At 52.8% G+C, this 16,551-nt stretch carries 17 protein-coding genes; 12 read left to right on the top strand and 5 right to left on the bottom strand.

Annotation, left to right across the window (positions count from 1 at the left end; translation table 11 throughout):
• Window positions 1–58 precede the first annotated feature (58 nt).
• Window positions 59–472: a nucleoside diphosphate kinase regulator gene (gene rnk / locus WKR14_RS07980; protein ID WP_039032728.1), complete on the top strand. Its 414-nt coding sequence runs from the start codon at window positions 59–61 to the stop codon at window positions 470–472.
• A gap of 91 nt (window positions 473–563) precedes the next feature.
• On the top strand, window positions 564–845 hold the full coding sequence (locus WKR14_RS07985; RefSeq protein WP_101052938.1) for a hypothetical protein: 282 nt from the start codon (window positions 564–566) through the stop codon (window positions 843–845).
• A gap of 54 nt (window positions 846–899) precedes the next feature.
• Here WKR14_RS07985 and fur read toward each other — a convergent pair whose 3' ends face one another.
• Window positions 900–1,331 (bottom strand): ferric iron uptake transcriptional regulator, encoded by a 432-nt coding sequence (fur, locus tag WKR14_RS07990; protein ID WP_025011008.1) that lies wholly within the window; start codon window positions 1,329–1,331, stop codon window positions 900–902.
• A gap of 260 nt (window positions 1,332–1,591) precedes the next feature.
• Between fur and cobB the strand changes: the two genes are divergently transcribed.
• From cobB to WKR14_RS08005, 3 genes are all read left to right on the top strand, one after another.
• Window positions 1,592–2,326, top strand: a complete 735-nt coding sequence (gene cobB, locus WKR14_RS07995) for a Sir2 family NAD+-dependent deacetylase (protein ID WP_101052940.1) — start codon at window positions 1,592–1,594, stop codon at window positions 2,324–2,326.
• Complete coding sequence (locus WKR14_RS08000) at window positions 2,326–2,805, top strand: AAA family ATPase (RefSeq protein WP_101052942.1); 480 nt, start codon at window positions 2,326–2,328, stop codon at window positions 2,803–2,805. The genes cobB and WKR14_RS08000 overlap by 1 nt, the downstream gene beginning before the upstream one ends.
• A 351-nt stretch (window positions 2,806–3,156) precedes the next feature.
• Complete coding sequence (locus WKR14_RS08005; RefSeq protein ID WP_339087605.1) at window positions 3,157–5,190, top strand: multiheme c-type cytochrome; 2,034 nt, start codon at window positions 3,157–3,159, stop codon at window positions 5,188–5,190.
• Between the two features lie 112 nt (window positions 5,191–5,302).
• Here the strand turns inward: WKR14_RS08005 and bioA are convergent, their stop codons facing one another.
• Window positions 5,303–6,619 carry an adenosylmethionine--8-amino-7-oxononanoate transaminase gene (gene bioA / locus WKR14_RS08010; protein ID WP_101052946.1) on the bottom strand — a complete coding sequence of 439 codons (1,317 nt, stop codon included), beginning with the start codon at window positions 6,617–6,619 and terminating at the stop codon, window positions 5,303–5,305.
• A gap of 175 nt (window positions 6,620–6,794) precedes the next feature.
• On the opposite strand from bioA, the gene bioB reads away from it, so the two are divergent.
• The 4 genes from bioB to bioD are packed head-to-tail and all read left to right on the top strand — an operon-like array spanning window position 6,795 to window position 10,521.
• Complete coding sequence (bioB, locus tag WKR14_RS08015) at window positions 6,795–7,859, top strand: biotin synthase BioB (protein WP_101052948.1); 1,065 nt, start codon at window positions 6,795–6,797, stop codon at window positions 7,857–7,859.
• A 1-nt stretch (window position 7,860) separates the two neighbouring features.
• Window positions 7,861–9,006, top strand: a complete 1,146-nt coding sequence (locus WKR14_RS08020; RefSeq protein ID WP_339087606.1) for an 8-amino-7-oxononanoate synthase — start codon at window positions 7,861–7,863, stop codon at window positions 9,004–9,006.
• Window positions 9,003–9,794: a methyltransferase domain-containing protein gene (locus WKR14_RS08025; protein WP_339087607.1), complete on the top strand. Its 792-nt coding sequence runs from the start codon at window positions 9,003–9,005 to the stop codon at window positions 9,792–9,794. The genes WKR14_RS08020 and WKR14_RS08025 overlap by 4 nt, the downstream gene beginning before the upstream one ends.
• 37 nt (window positions 9,795–9,831) lie before the next feature.
• On the top strand, window positions 9,832–10,521 hold the full coding sequence (bioD, locus tag WKR14_RS08030) for a dethiobiotin synthase (protein ID WP_339087737.1): 690 nt from the start codon (window positions 9,832–9,834) through the stop codon (window positions 10,519–10,521).
• A gap of 46 nt (window positions 10,522–10,567) precedes the next feature.
• Here the strand turns inward: bioD and pepE are convergent, their stop codons facing one another.
• Entirely contained in the window at window positions 10,568–11,278 is a 711-nt protein-coding gene (gene pepE, locus WKR14_RS08035) for a dipeptidase PepE (protein ID WP_339087608.1), read from the bottom strand.
• A 287-nt stretch (window positions 11,279–11,565) separates the two neighbouring features.
• Here pepE and htpX point away from each other — a divergent pair, with 287 nt between their 5' ends.
• Window positions 11,566–12,432 carry a protease HtpX gene (htpX, locus tag WKR14_RS08040; RefSeq protein ID WP_039032737.1) on the top strand — a complete coding sequence of 289 codons (867 nt, stop codon included), beginning with the start codon at window positions 11,566–11,568 and terminating at the stop codon, window positions 12,430–12,432.
• Between the two features lie 304 nt (window positions 12,433–12,736).
• Window positions 12,737–13,084, top strand: a complete 348-nt coding sequence (cctA, locus tag WKR14_RS08045) for a tetraheme c-type cytochrome CctA (protein WP_039032738.1) — start codon at window positions 12,737–12,739, stop codon at window positions 13,082–13,084.
• A gap of 97 nt (window positions 13,085–13,181) precedes the next feature.
• Here the strand turns inward: cctA and WKR14_RS08050 are convergent, their stop codons facing one another.
• Window positions 13,182–13,922 carry a cytochrome b/b6 domain-containing protein gene (locus WKR14_RS08050; RefSeq protein ID WP_101052954.1) on the bottom strand — a complete coding sequence of 247 codons (741 nt, stop codon included), beginning with the start codon at window positions 13,920–13,922 and terminating at the stop codon, window positions 13,182–13,184.
• A 236-nt stretch (window positions 13,923–14,158) separates the two neighbouring features.
• Between WKR14_RS08050 and WKR14_RS08055 the strand changes: the two genes are divergently transcribed.
• Entirely contained in the window at window positions 14,159–14,737 is a 579-nt protein-coding gene (locus WKR14_RS08055; RefSeq protein WP_339087609.1) for a response regulator transcription factor, read from the top strand.
• Here WKR14_RS08055 and WKR14_RS08060 read toward each other — a convergent pair.
• Complete coding sequence (locus WKR14_RS08060; RefSeq protein ID WP_339087610.1) at window positions 14,734–16,488, bottom strand: PDZ domain-containing protein; 1,755 nt, start codon at window positions 16,486–16,488, stop codon at window positions 14,734–14,736. The genes WKR14_RS08055 and WKR14_RS08060 overlap by 4 nt on opposite strands.
• Window positions 16,489–16,551: the final 63 nt, after the last annotated feature.

Genomic DNA, 16,551 nt, shown 5'->3' on the forward strand with positions numbered 1-16,551 from the left:
AAGGGATGACCCGATGTGGGGCCGCTCAGGCGGCTTTTCTGAAAAGTAGAGGATTGCTGTGAGTACACAACCTAATATCGTAATTTCTGAAGTGGATATGGATCGCCTGGAGCGTTTGCTGGAGTCATTGCCGGCGAATGCCTTTCCCGGCCATCAAGCACTCGAGGCTGAACTGGAGCGGGCAGAAATCAGGCCATCCAAGGAGATGCCGGATAATGTGGTAACCATGAACTCTGAAGTTCGTTTTCGTATGTCTTCCTCCAATGAAGAGTTCACCTTGCGCCTGGTTTATCCAAAAGATGCCGATGGTAGTGCCGGTAAAATTTCGATTTTGGCACCTGTTGGCGGTGCCCTGTTGGGCTTGGCTCAGGGGGATGAAATCGAATGGCCGGGTCCGGGTGGCGGCATGGTGAAAGTGCGGATTGAAGAGATCATCTATCAACCGGAACGTTCAGGTGATTTTCACCGCTAGGCGCCGGAGCCGGTAAGGCTTTGGACGGACACGAGAGTGACAGATCTTTAGGTCATTCGAAATGCACCAACGACAGGGAAAGGAGATAAAGATGAAGCAGTACTTTGTCCACAATGGTTTTTCTGCCGGCAGCGGTAAATTACCGGCGGATCCACAGTTGATCAGTGAACATGATGCCGACAAGCTGATGCAGTTTGCCGGTCTGGAACCCAAGCATGTGAGTAATCTGACGCCTCCGGCGCAGTTTGCAGAAGAGGGAGACTGGTTATTTCGGCTTTTCGCCAATAATCGTTTCCTTTGTTATGCGGACCCGATGCTTTTCAATCATGCCTGCCCAAGGAAGAAGGGTGAGCCTTTGGCTTTGAATTGGTAATTCCAAGATTACCGACAATAAAAAACCAGCGCTTGGCGCTGGTTTTTTTAATTATCACTCTTGGCCGTGATCGCACTTGTCGTTGGTGCAGACACCATAGAGGTAGAGGCTGTGATTGGTGAGCTTGATATTGTGACGCATGGCAATTTCATGCTGACGACGTTCTATAAGGTCATCGGAAAACTCGATCACTTTGCCACAGCTCAGGCATACCAGGTGATCGTGATGATGTTGGGTGGAGAGTTCAAATACGGCTTTACCACTTTCGAAGTGGTGACGGCTGACAATACCGGCATCGTCAAACTGATTTAATACCCGATAAACGGTAGCTAAACCTATCTCTTCGCCGATATCCAGCAATTTCTTATATAAGTCTTCGGCACTGATATGCTGGTTTTCCGGTTCTTGCATCAGCTCCAGGATTTTGACTCGTGGCAGGGTGATTTTCAAACCCGCTTTTTTCAGCGCTTGATTTCCATCTGTCATGGCTAATCTCTTGATTGCAGAACCCTTGGTATTACACATAGGTTCGTCCGTGGATAATAGACCCCATTATATGTGTACTGTTCTAAAACTTAAACCTCTGATCCGGCTTTTGGTACTTCTGTGGGGCAACTTAGCTATAATCGGCATAATTTTGAATAAAAACAAGCAATTTAAGCATACATTTTGTATGGTTATACCAAGGCATAATTGCGCTGTTGAGTCGCTATTGGCAGGATGGCAGAAAAACAAAAGGATACCAGATGCATCGTCGAATCGTGATTTTAACCGGCGCCGGGATCTCTGCTGAGTCCGGTTTACGTACCTTCAGGGATCAAGATGGTCTGTGGGAAGAACATCATATCGAGGATGTGGCCACTCCTGAAGGTTATGAACGTGACCCTGAACTGGTTGAACATTTTTACAATGGTCGTTGGCAACAACTGCACTCGGGCAATATAGAACCCAACGCCGCCCACACGGCGCTCTCTCGCCTCGAGCAGGAATTTGAAGGTGAGCTGCTTATTGTCACCCAAAACATAGACGATCTCCACGAGAGAGCTGGATCCAGGCGCTTGCTGCATATGCACGGTGAGCTTTCCAAGGGGCGTTGTCCGCGCTCGAGGCAAACTTTTACATTGCACGACCCCTTCGGGCCGGAGAATACCTGCACCTGCTGTATACCGGCGCAGCGATTGCGGCCTCATGTGGTTTGGTTCGGTGAAATGCCTCTGGGAATGGATAGAATTCACGATGCGCTGGATCACTGCGATCTTTTTATTGCCATTGGCACTTCTGGCACTGTCTATCCCGCTGCCGGTTTTGTCGACAGCGCCAATCATCATGGTGCGCTCACCGTTGAGGTCAATCTGATGCCGGCAGACAGACACAGCCAGTTTCAGATCCATTTGCAAGGAAAGGCCAGTGAGATGGTACCGCCATTGGTGGAGCGTATCCTTGCGGGTCAGTCTATTTGTAACCAAACCGGCCATAACTGATGCCTGAGCCCCGTACTATCGATGGTAACAGTCGCTTGGCGATCATCATGCGCGGTCTGCCCGGTAGCGGCAAATCCTACTGGGTTCGGCAGTTTATCCAGGAGCTATCTGTAGAGCTTGTACAGAGTATTACTGAAAAGGGCCTTTGCTCAACCGACAGTTTCTTTTATCGAAATGATCGTTATTTTTTCGATGCTGCGCGTTTAGCGGAATTTCATCAGCTTAATCTGAGTCGCTTCATAGAGGCGTTGGCAACGGGTGTGCCTGTGGTTATCTGTGATAATACCAACATGGCGCTGTGGGAGTTCGCTGCCTATCAAGCGGCTGCGAAGGCCTTGGGTTATCGGGTGCATATTCAGCAAATTGGCGATGTTCGCAGCAAAACACATCTGCATGAATGTGCCAAGCGAAATAAACATGGTGTTAGTCTTAAATCCATTCAAAGAATGGCCAGCCAATTTCAAACAATTGAAGAATAACTTCTTGATGGAAATTAAAATGCCCGATTTCAGAAATTGCAATATATCGGTATAAAATGGTTCTACTAAAGAAATAGCCGAGTTGACTCTTATTTAAAATAAAGGCAGTGGTTAATATTGTTTTGTTTTTAAGGTTGTTTTAATAATTATATTCGTATTAATTTGTTTCCTTGTTATATCTTGTGTCTTTGGTCACTCTTTTGTTTTATTTTTGGTCATATTATTTCCGCGGGTCAGGATAGACCCCTTAATCATTATTATAACTTTCGCTTAAGTTTCGGGAGTCGAGATTGTTCGCCATAAAATAACGGCCGAGCAAACAGTATGCCTGTGCTTGGGCAGGAGAGAAAGATGACCATATTGAAAAAGAAAAGAGTTGCTTTGATGGTGATGGCGATACTGCTTGCAGGCTGCAGTGATGGTGATGACGGTCGAGACGGTGCGCCGGGCGAGCCAGGGAAACCGGGGGAACCGGGAAAACCCGGGACAAATCCTCCTGTAACCCAATCGGTTGAAACCCAAGTTAAAGTGATTAATTACACTTTGGGCGAGGGGACAATTACCTACGAGTTCGAAGTGACAGATGAAAATGGTAATTTAATTAATGACCTTACCGATGTTCAGGCAAAAGTGGCTGCTTTGACTGCCAAAGGTTTTATTCTTAACCGGGACGAAAACCCTATTAATAATGTAGAGGACAATGTTCATATCGGTGGCGCAGTCACTCAGGCGACAGAAGGTGCCAAGTTAACTCAAGTTGATGATGGACATTATATATTTGAAGCGCCGATGGCGGGCGTTAATGCGGCTACTGAGGGTATTGTTTGGCTGCGTGTTGGCGGTAATGATGCCATTGCCCGTTCCAAGGCATTGGTTGTCAATAAGCCGGAGGGTCAATTCAGCACTACCACTGAAGCCTGTTATGCCTGTCACGTGGATTACTCCCAGAGCCCACGTCGTCACGCCGGATATGTGGCTGAAGGCATGGACGGTGAAGTAGATTTTATTGCCGGCTGTTTGGTTTGTCATGGCTCAGTCAGCAAGACAGTGACCAACGATGAGGGATTCTCTATCGGTGGTTATGCCAGCAATACCTTATCCAAGATAGGTCATATCAATCACAGGGAGTTCAGCAAAGACTTCAGCGTGCTCAACTGCAGCAGTTGTCATACAGATGCGCCTATTAACAGCAACTTTACCGGCCCTGGTTGTATCGATTGCCATGGTAAAGAAGGAACCCCGATAGGCGATATAGTGCCTTCAAATGGTCTGGATTTCCGTGAGCTGCATGAGCAGAAAGCCGGGATCACCAAGTTGCAAGCGCTACGTGCGGCTTACACAGTTGAACTTTCTACTCCTGAATCCGATGGTGCCGGTGGTTGGTGTTCTACCATCAGTGTCAAGGATAAAGAAGGTAATCTGGTCAATATCGGCAACAACTATAATGCCGACGCTGCCAATGCCGGTTATGTTGCCGCCAAGCCGATAGTCTATGCCGGTGCATATCTGCATGCCTATGACAATCATGGCCTGGTGGGCCGCCCGGGCGCCCGTAACTCAGAAACCAAGACGGACAATGCCGATGGCACCCGCACTGTGTGTTATGCTGCGGCCAACATAGCGGCAGGGTATGAGAATGCCGGCTATATGTTCTCGGCGCGGGTGACTTTCTCCAGCGAAGGTTGGCAGGAGTATGATGGCAAGGTGCGTGGTCAAACTCGCGATCGCATTCGTGCCAATGGTTATGACGGCTCCATGGGGGTCTCCTTCACGGCTTATTCTGATGTCGTCAATCCAACCGATGGCAGCAAGATCTCCGGCTTTGATCGGCGTCAGGTGGTGGCCGACAGCAGCTGTATTACTTGCCATAACGATGTGACAGCCTTCCACAAGAACGGTGAGTTCGACAACGGTGGTAAGGGTTGTATCGCTTGTCACGGCAACGGAATGGCCCGTACCAGCGCCGATTATGGTGCCGGCTTCGGTCCCATGATCCACAGCTGGCACTGGGGCAAGGGGGCAACTGTCGGTGAAGTGGCTCAGGATGCCGATGGCAACTGGAGTCAGACAGGAAAAGCCAACGGCGCCGCAGCCATAGCTCCGGCCAGCAGTTGTGTGGCCTGTCACCAGGATGGCCTGTCGCTGGCCGCTGTGCCCAACCAGTATATTCTGGAGCCCGGCAGCAAGATGACCAGCCCGGTCACCGCAAACTGTTATGCCTGCCACACCAGTGATTCAGCCAAGGCGCATATGAGTCAAAATGGCGGTGATATCAGTGTGGATATCCCGGCTGTTGAGTGGTTCAAGCAGCCAAGTGCCGAATCCTGTGCGACTTGTCATGACACAGGCAGAACCTTTGGTATCGATAAGTACCATAAGTTCTAATTAGCGTTTTATTGAGTAAACATTCCCTGCAAGGCTTGGTTTACCTCAAGACAAAGCGGCTCATTTGAGCCGCTTTTTTTGCTGTCCTGAGTAGAGTTGAGGTGTTCTAGGCTCAGCCGTGGCTGACGAAGGCGCTGTCATCTGCTGCATGCTCGCTCGTCAGTGCGGCCACTTCCAGCATGGCCCGGCTCAGGCAGCTCAGCTCTTCTGCGCTGATACCATAGGGCGGCATGATATAGATGAGTTTACCAAAGGGGCGGATCCACACGCCACGGGCAACAAATTCGGCCTGCAGCGCCGCGGTATTGACCTGTCTGTGCATCTCCAGTACGCCAACGGCGCCAAGCACCCGTACCGCTTTGACTCCCGGCAGGGCCGCTGCTGGTGCCAGTTCCTGTTTAAGCTGAGTTTCAATGGCCTTGACCTGAGCTTGCCACTCACCGCTTGCCAGCAGGGCCAGGCTGGCGCGGGCGGCGCTACAGGCCAGAGGATTGGCCATAAAGGTTGGCCCATGCATAAATACGCCGGCAGGGGAGCTGTCTATGCCCGCCGCCACTTTATCGCTGCACAGCGTCGCCGCCAGACTGATATAGCCGCCGGTGAGCGCCTTGCCGACACACATGATGTCCGGTGCTATGTCGGCATGTTCGCAGGCAAACAGCTTACCTGTGCGCCCAAAACCTGTGGCGATTTCATCCAGGATCAGCAGCACATCGTACTTGTCGCACAGGGCTCTTGCTGCCTTGAGATAGTCGGCGCTGTAAAACCACATGCCACCGGCACCTTGCATTATGGGTTCGAGGATCAGCGCGGCGGTTTGCGTGCCGTGCTCGGCCAGCATGGCCTCGAGTCCGGCGATGTCATCTGCTTTAGCGGCTTCACCAAAGGGTGTGCTCGGCGCCGGGGCAAACAGTTGCCGGGCCACATTGTCACCAAACATGGTGTGCATGCCGCCCTCCGGGTCGCAGACGCTCATGGCGGCGAACGTGTCGCCATGGTAGCCCTGCTTGACCGTCATGATGCGGTTTTTTTCTGTCTTGTTTTGTCCTTGCCAGTACTGCAGCGCCATTTTCAGCGCCACTTCCACCGCAATGGAGCCTGAGTCAGCCAGAAACACCTTGGTCAGCGGCTCCGGGGTGATATTGATGAGCTGGCGACACAGTTCGATGGCGCTCTCATGGGTGATCCCTCCGAACATCACATGACTCAGGCGTTTGAGTTGCTCTTCCATGGCGCCGAGAATTGCCGGGTGGCTGTAACCATGAACGCAGGCCCACCAGGAGCTGGTGCCGTCGATAAGCTCACGACCATCCTCCAGCGTCAGGCGTACGCCCTCGGCGGCTTTGACCCCATAAACGGGTAGGGTGTGGCTCATGGAAGTGTAGGGATGCCAGATGTGCTGACGGTCAAAACAATAATCTATGCTCATATATTAACCAAAGGTAAACCTGTGCAACTGGTTGGCGTTGACAGTGAGGGTGTCGCGGGTATGCTAACGAAAATAATTCAGGCCTTCAAGCAGCCAACTGAACCCGGAACCCCGAAGGATTAATCGGCAAAATCGGCTTCAGCAACAAATAGATCAGACTCAGGTAACACAGAATATGTCCAATACAGAGCTGCGCCATGACTGGCGCCGCGAAGAGGTTGAAGCCCTCTTTGCCCTGCCTATGAATGATTTGTTGTTTCGTGCCCACAGCGTGCACAGAACCCATTTCAATCCCAATGAAGTTCAGGTCAGTCGTCTGTTGTCAATCAAGACGGGGGCCTGTCCGGAAGACTGCAAATATTGCCCCCAGAGCGCCCGCTACGACACAGGATTGGAAAAAGAGCGTCTGCTGGAGATGGAAAAGGTACTGACAGAGGCCAGAAGTGCCAAGGCCGCCGGTGCGACCCGCTTCTGCATGGGAGCCGCCTGGCGTAACCCGCATGAGCGCGATATGCCTTATCTCAAGCAGATGGTGCAGGAGGTTAAATCCCTGGGAATGGAAACCTGTATGACCCTGGGTATGCTCAGCGAAAACCAGGCCAACGAGCTGGCCGAAGCCGGGCTGGATTACTACAACCATAACCTGGATACCTCGCCGGAATACTATGGTGATATCATCACCACCCGCACCTATCAGCAGCGATTGGACACCTTGGCCAATGTGCGCGCCGCCGGTATGAAGGTGTGCTCCGGCGGGATTGTCGGCATGGGCGAGCAGGCCACCGACAGGGCGGGTTTGCTGCAGCAGTTGGCTAATATGGAGCAACATCCCGACTCTGTGCCTATCAATATGTTGGTCAAGGTGGCCGGTACGCCGCTGGACAGCCTGGACGACCTGGATCCACTGGAGTTTGTGCGCACCATAGCCGTGGCCAGAATCATGATGCCTTTGTCACGGGTACGCTTGTCGGCCGGGCGTGAAAGTATGACAGATGAGCTGCAGGCCATGTGTTTCTTTGCCGGCGCCAACTCGATTTTCTATGGTTGCAAGCTGTTGACCACCACTAACCCGGAAGAAAATGACGATATGAGCCTGTTCCGCCGTCTGGGATTGACCCCGGAGCAGGGCAAGGCCGCCACGGTCGAGGAAGAGGGCGCCGAAATAGCCCGCGCCGCGGCCAAGGCAGAGGCTATCAATAACAAGGCTCAGGGACAGTTTTACGACGCCGGAGCCCTGTAACTTGACCTCATTGCTCGACAAAATGGCCCGCCGCCGTGAGGAGCTTGCGCGCGGCGGCTTGCTCAGGCAAAGATGCTGCTTCGCTGCAGCGCCCGGCCGTGAGCGACTATTGCATCCTGTTGCCCATGCAACAGATAGTGGCAAACCATTGCTGGATTTTGCCGCCAATGATTATCTGGGCCTGGCCCGTCATCCCAAGGTCATCTCTGCGCTTGCCAAGGGGGCAACTCTCTATGGCTGCGGCAGCGGCGCTTCACCTCTGGTTTCAGGTTACAGCGAGGCGCATCTCAAGCTGGAACAAGGTCTGTGCCGGGCACTCGGTGCAGAAGCGGCGTTATTGTTCAGCTGTGGTTTTGCCGCCAACACTGCGCTGATGAAAACCCTGTTTAGCGCTGAAGATACAGTGATTGCCGACAAATTGGTGCATGCCTCCATGATAGATGGCCTGCGCGACTCAAAGGCCAAAATACGGCGTTTTGCCCATAACGATATGGCGGCCGCCACAGCGCTTTTGGCCCGGCATCCCGGCAGCGCTGTGCTCACTGAAACCGTGTTCAGCATGGATGGCGACAGGGCGCCGCTCGGTAAATTGAGCCACTTGTGCCAAGCGCACAGCAGCCCGCTTATTCTCGATGATGCCCACGGCTTCGGCCTATTTGAGTCTTCACCCTTGCCGGTATTTGCCCGTTTGGTGACCTTTGGCAAGGCGCTCGGTGGTCAGGGCGCGGCGATTGTGGGCTCGCAGGAATTGATAGACTATCTGGTGGCTAACGCCCGTGAATACATCTATTCCACCGCGCTGTCACCCGCCTGCTGTATGGGCGTACTCGAGGCTCTGGAGCTGATCCAGCAAGAGCGCTTGCTTGAGCGCCTCAACGCCAATATCGCTTTGTTTCGCCGCAGCTGCCAAGTGGCGGGGATCTCCTTGATGCCATCTGAGTCGCCAATTCAACCTTTGTTGGTGGGTGAGAGTGGCAAGTGTATGGCGCTGGCGGCAAGGCTTCTGGAACGCGGCTTCCTGGTGGGGGCGATTCGGCCACCCACAGTCCCCCAAGGCAGTGCCAGATTGCGTATTACCCTGAGCGCCGAGCACAGGGAGCAGGATATACTGGCCTTGGCCTCGGCACTGGCGGAGCTGATGGCATGAGCAACATGAGTCATGAGCCTCTGGCCAATCATACAGGCCTGGTGCAATCCGTGCCGCTTGGTGACGTCGCCGGGCGTTTTTCCAAGGCGGCAAGCGCTTATGAGCGCCACAATAGGGTGCAGCGTCTGACGGCCGAAGCCTTACTTGACTGGAACGATTGCCCACACTCAGGAAAACTGCTGGATATAGGTGCAGGTCCGGGCACGGCTTTTGCCACGCTCGGCCCCCAAAGCGTGACTGCCCTGGATATCGCCAGCGGAATGCTCAAGCAGCTGAAGGGAAATTTCCCCTATTATCAGGCTGTTTGTGGCAATGCCGAGCAGCTTCCCTTTGGCGACAATAGTTTCGATGCGGTTTATTCCAACCTGGCGCTGCAGTGGTGCGGCGATATTCCGGCTGCCTTGGCGGAGATTTTTCGGGTCATGCGCCCGGGCGGCTCGGTACGCCTTGCCATAGTGGCCCGGGGCAGTTTGCCCGAATTACAGACGTTGGGGCTGCGAGTCAAGGCGTTTGCAGCCGAGGATATGTTAGAGCAAGCGCTGGGCCAGCATCCCTGGCAGAGCTTGCACACGCAAAGCCGCACCTTCCAGTGCCACTTTGCCAATCTCAGGGAATTGCTTTACTCCATCAAGGGGGTCGGCGCTTCAGTCGGCGCCGACAAAAACTCAGGCGCCGGGCTCAAGGGAAAGGGTTTTTGGCATACACTTAACGGGCAGGCCGAGGTCCTTAGAACGGACAAGGGATTGCCGCTGACATACAGGATAGTAATGGTTCAGGCTCGAAAATAACCATTGATGTTTTGGCTGTAGGGGTAGTTCAGCGATGATTTTTTTTGTAACAGGTACAGATACCGACAGTGGCAAGACTCAGGTCGGAGCCGCTCTGCTGCATAAGGCACGAGTCGAGCATGGCTTGAAAACCTTGGGGGTAAAACCCTTGGCCTCGGGTTGCCATAACACTCCTTACGGGCTGAGAAACCCGGACGCCCTGGCCTTGATGGATGAATCCACTCTGAAACTGCAGTACGACAAGGTAAATCCTTTCAGTTTTGAGCCGGCGATTGCCCCTCATATTGCTGCCGCCGATCTCGGCCTGGATATCAGCCCAGAGGCGGTACTGGCGGCACTGGATTTTACCCAATATGCCATGGCCGATTTCTGCCTGATAGAAGGTGCCGGTGGTTGGCGTTTGCCTTTGGGGGAGGGGCGTTTCTTATCGGAAGCGGTGCAGGGGCTGGCTCTGCCCGTGATTCTGGTGGTCGGAATGAAGCTTGGCTGTCTTAATCATGCGGTGTTGACCCAGGAGGTGATCTGCGCCGATGGACTTGAAATCGCCGGTTGGGTCGCCAACCGCGCCGAAGCCGATATGAGTCGCTTCGATGAAAACCTGGCCAGCCTTAAAGACTTGATGCAGGCGCCGCTATTGGGAGTGGTGCCGCATCTGGCTCATCCCAGTGCCGAGGCCATGTCTCAGCACCTGGATTTGAGCCCTCTGCTGGCTAAACCACATGGTTGAGCTCTGGAGTTAACAAGCAGCAAGGCCCCGTAGGGCCAAGTGTTTTTTAGCTCAAAAGATTGGAAAGATCACTGCCTACAGGCACGGGGATCTCCTGCTCTACACCGCTGAACAGATAAGCTTCCTTATCTCCCAAAAGACTCAGTTTATTGTTCTGCAGTAACAGGGCGCTTCCTTCCTGGATGGCCAGTACCGGCGTCTTGGGATCGACACAAGTAAACTCAAGTAAACGCTGGGCTCGGGTTTCACCATTGTGACCCGGTGCCTTGTAGTTGCTGTAATGCGGATTGATCTGCAGTGGCAGCAGGCCAAGGGCACTGAATGACGGCGGCTCTATGATAGGCATATCATTGGTGGTACGTATGCTGAGGCCTGCAATATTTGAGCCTGCACTCCAGCCGATATAAGGTTTGCCAGCGGCGACTTCCTCTTTGATCAGATGCAGCAGATCGTAGCGGTACAATTCATGCAATAGGTGGAAGGTGTTGCCACCGCCAACCAGAATGCCGTCAGCATCGCGAATGGCTTGCTTGGGGTCGCCATGTTGATGAATAGAGGAGATATCCAGCCTCAATGGAGCCAGGCCATTAACCACGGCTTCCAGATAGTTGTCGTAGCTCATGCTGACACCGGCGTAAGGGATAAATATCCACTTGCGGGCTTTTTCTGCCATGGGCTTAATATAGGGCAGGGCATGTTCCAGGTAGGGGGTGTCGCCAGCGCGGGAGCTGCTGAGCAGCAGAGTATTTATTGTCATAATCGTCGCTGTCCTTCTGATTGATTTGCGTTGTTTGATGGTAACAAAAAGCCTTTATACTCAACAATCGCCACAGCTGTTTTTGGTCGCGTTAAAAAGCCGCACTTGGCAATTGATTAAGTTTGATTTAATCAAGTCTACCTAGACTGCTTCCTCTGCGTAGCCGGGGCGTTTGGGCAGGAAAGCTAAACAATAATTTACCTTTTTCCTCTTGAATTCCCGCCAGGTGGACATATTATGTCTGCAATGACGCAATTCCGGTACAAGGGTACCTTACAGGAGCTGATATGAAGCGTGTATTTCTATTGATTTTGACTAACCTTGCCATCCTGCTGGTGGCATCGATTGTCATGTCTATTTTGGGTGTCAATACTCAAACCATGGGTGGCTTGCTGGTGTTTGCGGCGATCTTCGGTTTCGGTGGCGCCTTTATCAGCTTGGCGATTTCCAAATGGATGGCCAAGAAAACCATGGGCTGTGAGGTGATCACTCAGCCCCGTGACAACACAGAGCGTTGGTTGCTCGAGACCGTAGCCCGTCAGGCGCAGCAGGCCGGGATTAAGATGCCGGAAGTGGCCATCTACCAATCGCCTGAACTGAACGCCTTTGCTACAGGCCCAAGTAAAAACAACTCTCTGGTCGCCGTGAGTACAGGTTTGCTTTACGGTATGAGCGCCGATGAAGTGGAAGCCGTACTGGCGCACGAAGTCAGCCACGTGGCTAACGGTGACATGGTGACACTGACCCTGATCCAGGGCGTGGTGAACACCTTTGTTATCTTCGCCGCCCGCGTGGTTGCCGGTATCGTCAATAACTTTGTTGCCAGCAACGATGAAGAGGGTGAAGGCCTGGGCACTATCGCTTACATGGCTGTGGTATTTGTGCTGGATATGCTGTTTGGTATTCTGGCATCCATTGTGGTGGCATACTTCTCGCGCATTCGTGAGTTCCGCGCCGACGAAGGTGCCGCTCGCCTTGCCGGTAAGAACAAGATGATTGCAGCCCTTGAACGTCTGCGCACCGGGCCGGAAACCGGCGCCATGCCGGCCAATATGTCGGCCTTCGGTATCAACGGTAAGCGTTCAATGACTGAACTTTTTATGAGTCACCCACCGCTTGAAAAGCGTATCGAAGCGCTGAGAAACCGCGGATAATTTAGCAATACTTTCTCTAAAGGAGACCTGTTGGTCTCCTTTTTTATGCGCTTGAAACGCTTATTGATACAGATGTTTATAGGTAAATGAAATGTAAAATTCCGTAATTAACCGATGGTTACATGATTCAGCGCACATTTTGCTTTTGCGCAAGTTGTTAAAGTGGCGGCGACTCAGAATTAGTTTGCCAATTGGCAAAAGCTTGGCTAAGTTAATCCAAGTCGTGCTATTTACTGATAGTGAGACAAAGGTCATACCTGACATAAGAACCTTTGCTCGACTGTCATCATCGGAGGATATTATTGTGAGCAAGAAACTCTTGAGTGTGTTGTTCGGTGCCGGTTTGGCCGCACTGGCCATGTCACCATCTGCTTTTGCAGAAGATCAGAAGCTGTCAGATTTCCACGCGGATATGGGTGGCTGTGAAAGCTGTCATGCCGATGGTTCACCTTCAGCTGACGGCGCCTATGAATTTGAACAGTGTCAGAGCTGTCACGGTTCGCTGGCAGAAATGGACGCGGTACACAAGCCACACGATGGTGCTTTGATGTGTGCTGACTGCCACGCTCCCCACGACATGAATGTAGGTCAGAAGCCTACCTGCGATAGCTGCCACGATGATGGTCGTACTTCGGAAAGCACTCTGAAGTAAGCGCATATCGCACGAATGACAACGCCGGCTTGATGCCGGCGTTATTGTTTCTGGCTTGCGCTTATCTCGAGCCCTGTATGGTGAGCCAAGATCTCTGTCAGTCTTTATCCACCGGCGTTGTTGGCAGATATTTATTGCCTGAAAACATAGCAGAAATAATACCGGGCTGACGCTTACGCTCGGCGTGGATCACTGCAACTATGTGCAGCAATATCAAGAGAAGCAACAGATATACGCTGTAGACATGTACTTTCCCTGCCAAGCCCTTGGCGCCCTTAATCGCTGCAGCTTTGTCTGGATTAACGCCTGTGTCATCATAGGGTTTGAGGCTGGCAGGCTCAACACCATCGGCGGCGATATATTCCTGAACCATGCCGCCCAGCGGTGGATAGAAGATGTCAGTACCGGCTCGCACCAAACCTGTCACCATAATCAGGGTCAGCAGACCAAACAGAGCGATGACCGCCAGTTTGCCCGCCGGATTATGGCCGAGATATTGTGGGTTTTCGCCTTTCTTGAGTGCTGCACGATAGCCTGCCAATTCCCCTTTTTTGGGGAGTAGTTTACCAAGACGGGCTTTGATAGGGCCGAATAATCCCCACAGTAATCTGAATGCCAGGTTGATGGCAAAGGCATAACCTATCCAGACGTGCAGTGTCTTCAGGCCGATTTTGGCGTCGAGACCACTGATCCCGAAGTCAGATTTGAACATCATTACCCCGCCGATGGTCATCATCAGCAGCACCAAAAGCAGGTTTATCCAATGAAAAAGGCGAGTAGGAAGATCCCAGGCCTTATAGCGAGACAGGCGCACTTCGCCCGCAGTATTTGTTTGCATATTTGATCCCCCAGATCTGTTTTACCCCTTTATGTTAACGTCTGTAGCGGCGCTTGTTCAGTTAACTCTTATTCATTTTGAGTTTTTGGTAGAGATCTGTGCTTCCATTTCAAGCAGTTGTCTATTTTGATACGCATGTTCCGGCTATGTAGGTTTCGAGTTTTTAGCTGAGGGCAGCCTAGGTTCAATGTGATGCATTGGCAGGGGGGGCCAGATCTGCTCTGTTGACCGAGCTGATGGATAGCCGTTGGCCGCAGGAGTTTCTGGTGCGCTTGTCCTGTTTCTCCCCCGAGCGATGGCACGCTGATGCCTTGAGAGCCGATGTCGACATGCTGCTGGATTTGGCTACAGTGGAGTCGGCCTTGGGCTATAAAATCCTTAAACAGGCCGCCAAGAGCCGCAGTTGCAAAGTGGTGTTACTGCATTATCCCAAAAGGGTGGAGTATGAATGCCTGTTGTTGCCGTCTGTGGTCAAGGCGGTTTTCTATCCCGAGGCGAGCTTGGCACAGTTAGGCCGTGGCCTGGATATTGTGCAGAAGGGTGGCTGCGATATTCCTTTTGAGTTGCAATCTCGGCTGGCCAAGGGCGAGCTCAGTGGCGATGTGCTGACTTTCAGGGAGCGGGAGATGCTGCAGGCGCTACTGGCCGGGCTCAGTAATCAACAGATTGCCACTTCCCTGTATGTCAGTGAGAGTACGGTCAAGACCCATCTTTATCGGATGTTTGGCAAACTGAATGTAAACAATCGAGCCCAGGTGATGGCCTGGGCCCAGCGTCACTTGATGGCCGATGTGGCCGAGAGTCAAGGCTCTTAACCCAGCCAGGCCTTGGCTTTGGCTGGATCGGTGAGCTTGAGTGACACAGTATCTATTGCCGCCGGGTTGATAGGCAGTTGGCCTGTCATCAGTTCATCACGGCGGAAGAAGTGCAGCTCCAGACTATCGCCGGGCTCATATTGCTGCAGTTCATTTTCAAACAGAGCGCCGACCTGCAAACCATTGGCGGCAATCAACAGGTCCTGAGGCGCGAGCCCGGCGCTGTGAGCCGCGCTGCCGTTGGTCACACTCACAATCCTTAACCCCAGGGCTTCAGCCTTGTAGCGGGCTCCAAAGCCGATTTTTTGCCCTTCAACATCCCCACCGCCCTGATCCTGAGCGCCTTGGGCACTGCGAAGCTGCATCTCGATTCCGAATTGCGCCAGCAGGGGCGCCAGTGGCAACTCTTGGGTATTATCCAGAAAGGCAAATTCTGCGCTGGCATCCCGGCCAAGCAGCTCCTCATAAAGGCGGCGATGAGAGTCATCTTCAGTGCCTATCCCCTGGCTGCCAAAGGCCTGCCACAGCTTTTGCATCAGGTTATCCAGTGTGTATTTTCCCTGGGTTTCCAGTCTCAGAGTCAAGTCCAGATACAGGGCAAACAAAGCTCCCTTGGTGTAATAGCTGACGATGGCGTTGGCGGCGTTTTCATCCTGTTTGTAGAACTTGGTCCAGGCATTGAAGCTCGAATCTGTCAGGCTCTGCAACTGCCTGCCCGGCATGCGATACACCCGGGTCATGGTCTGGGATAACATCTCCAGATATTGCTCATTGGAAATCCTGTTGGCTCTGAGTGTCATCAGGTCATCATAGTAGGAAGTGATACCTTCATAAGCCCACAGCTGACGGGTGTAGCTCTCAGCCTCCAGCGCATAGGGAATAAAGCTGGCAGGCTTAATGCGTTTGACGTTCCAGCTGTGGAAGTATTCGTGACTGCAGAGCGACAGATAAGTGCGGTAATCCTTGTTGACCGGCATCTCAATACTCAGCGGCAGATCCTTACGGGAGCAGTGCAGGGCGGTGGAGGCTCTGTGTTCCAGTCCTCCAAAGCCATTGCCCAATACCTGGGTCATAAACAGGTAGCGCTCAAACGGCGCTTCACCGAAGAGGCGGATCTGGCTTTCGCAAATAGCCTTGAGATCGTCAAGCAGCCTGGGCATGTGGCAGCGGTGACGCCCGGTCAGTATCACATCATGGCGCACGCCACAGGCTTCAAAGCTGCCGTGGGTAAAGGTGCCCATCTCCACTGGATGGTCGATAAGCTCATCATAGTTGGCGGCGCTGAAACGGCCGAACTGCCACTCTTCACCTTCGGTTCGACTCAGGGTTGTTGCCAGCTGCCAGTTGGCTTCCTCTTTGGGAGGCTGAATTTCCAGCTCCAGCGGCTCAAGCTCTTTGCCGGCCACCGCCAAAAAGACGCTGCTGCCGTTGAAAAAGCCGTGGGTCTGATCCAGGTGGGCGCTGCGCACCGACATATCCCAGGCATAAACCGAGTAGCGCAGATGCAGCGACTCGGCATTGGAATCTATCTGCCAGCGCTGTTTGTCGAGCTGAGTAATGCTGAGCGGACGCTCCTGCTCATCAAAGGCTTTAAGATCTATGATATTGCGACAAAAATCGCGAACCATGTAGCTGCCCGGGATCCAGGATGGCAACCAAAGTTCTTGTCTTGGGGCTGGTGCCTGAATGGTGATTTTGACCTCGAACAGGTGAGCGTGGGGATCTATGGGGCAAATCTGATAACTGATCATCTGATATCCGTGTGAATCGTTGGCGAGTGCCGGGAGCCAAATTGGGTGCTATCCGGCTGAGCA

This window comes from Shewanella chilikensis, from assembly GCF_037953065.1.
GTDB lineage: Bacteria > Pseudomonadota > Gammaproteobacteria > Enterobacterales > Shewanellaceae > Shewanella > Shewanella chilikensis.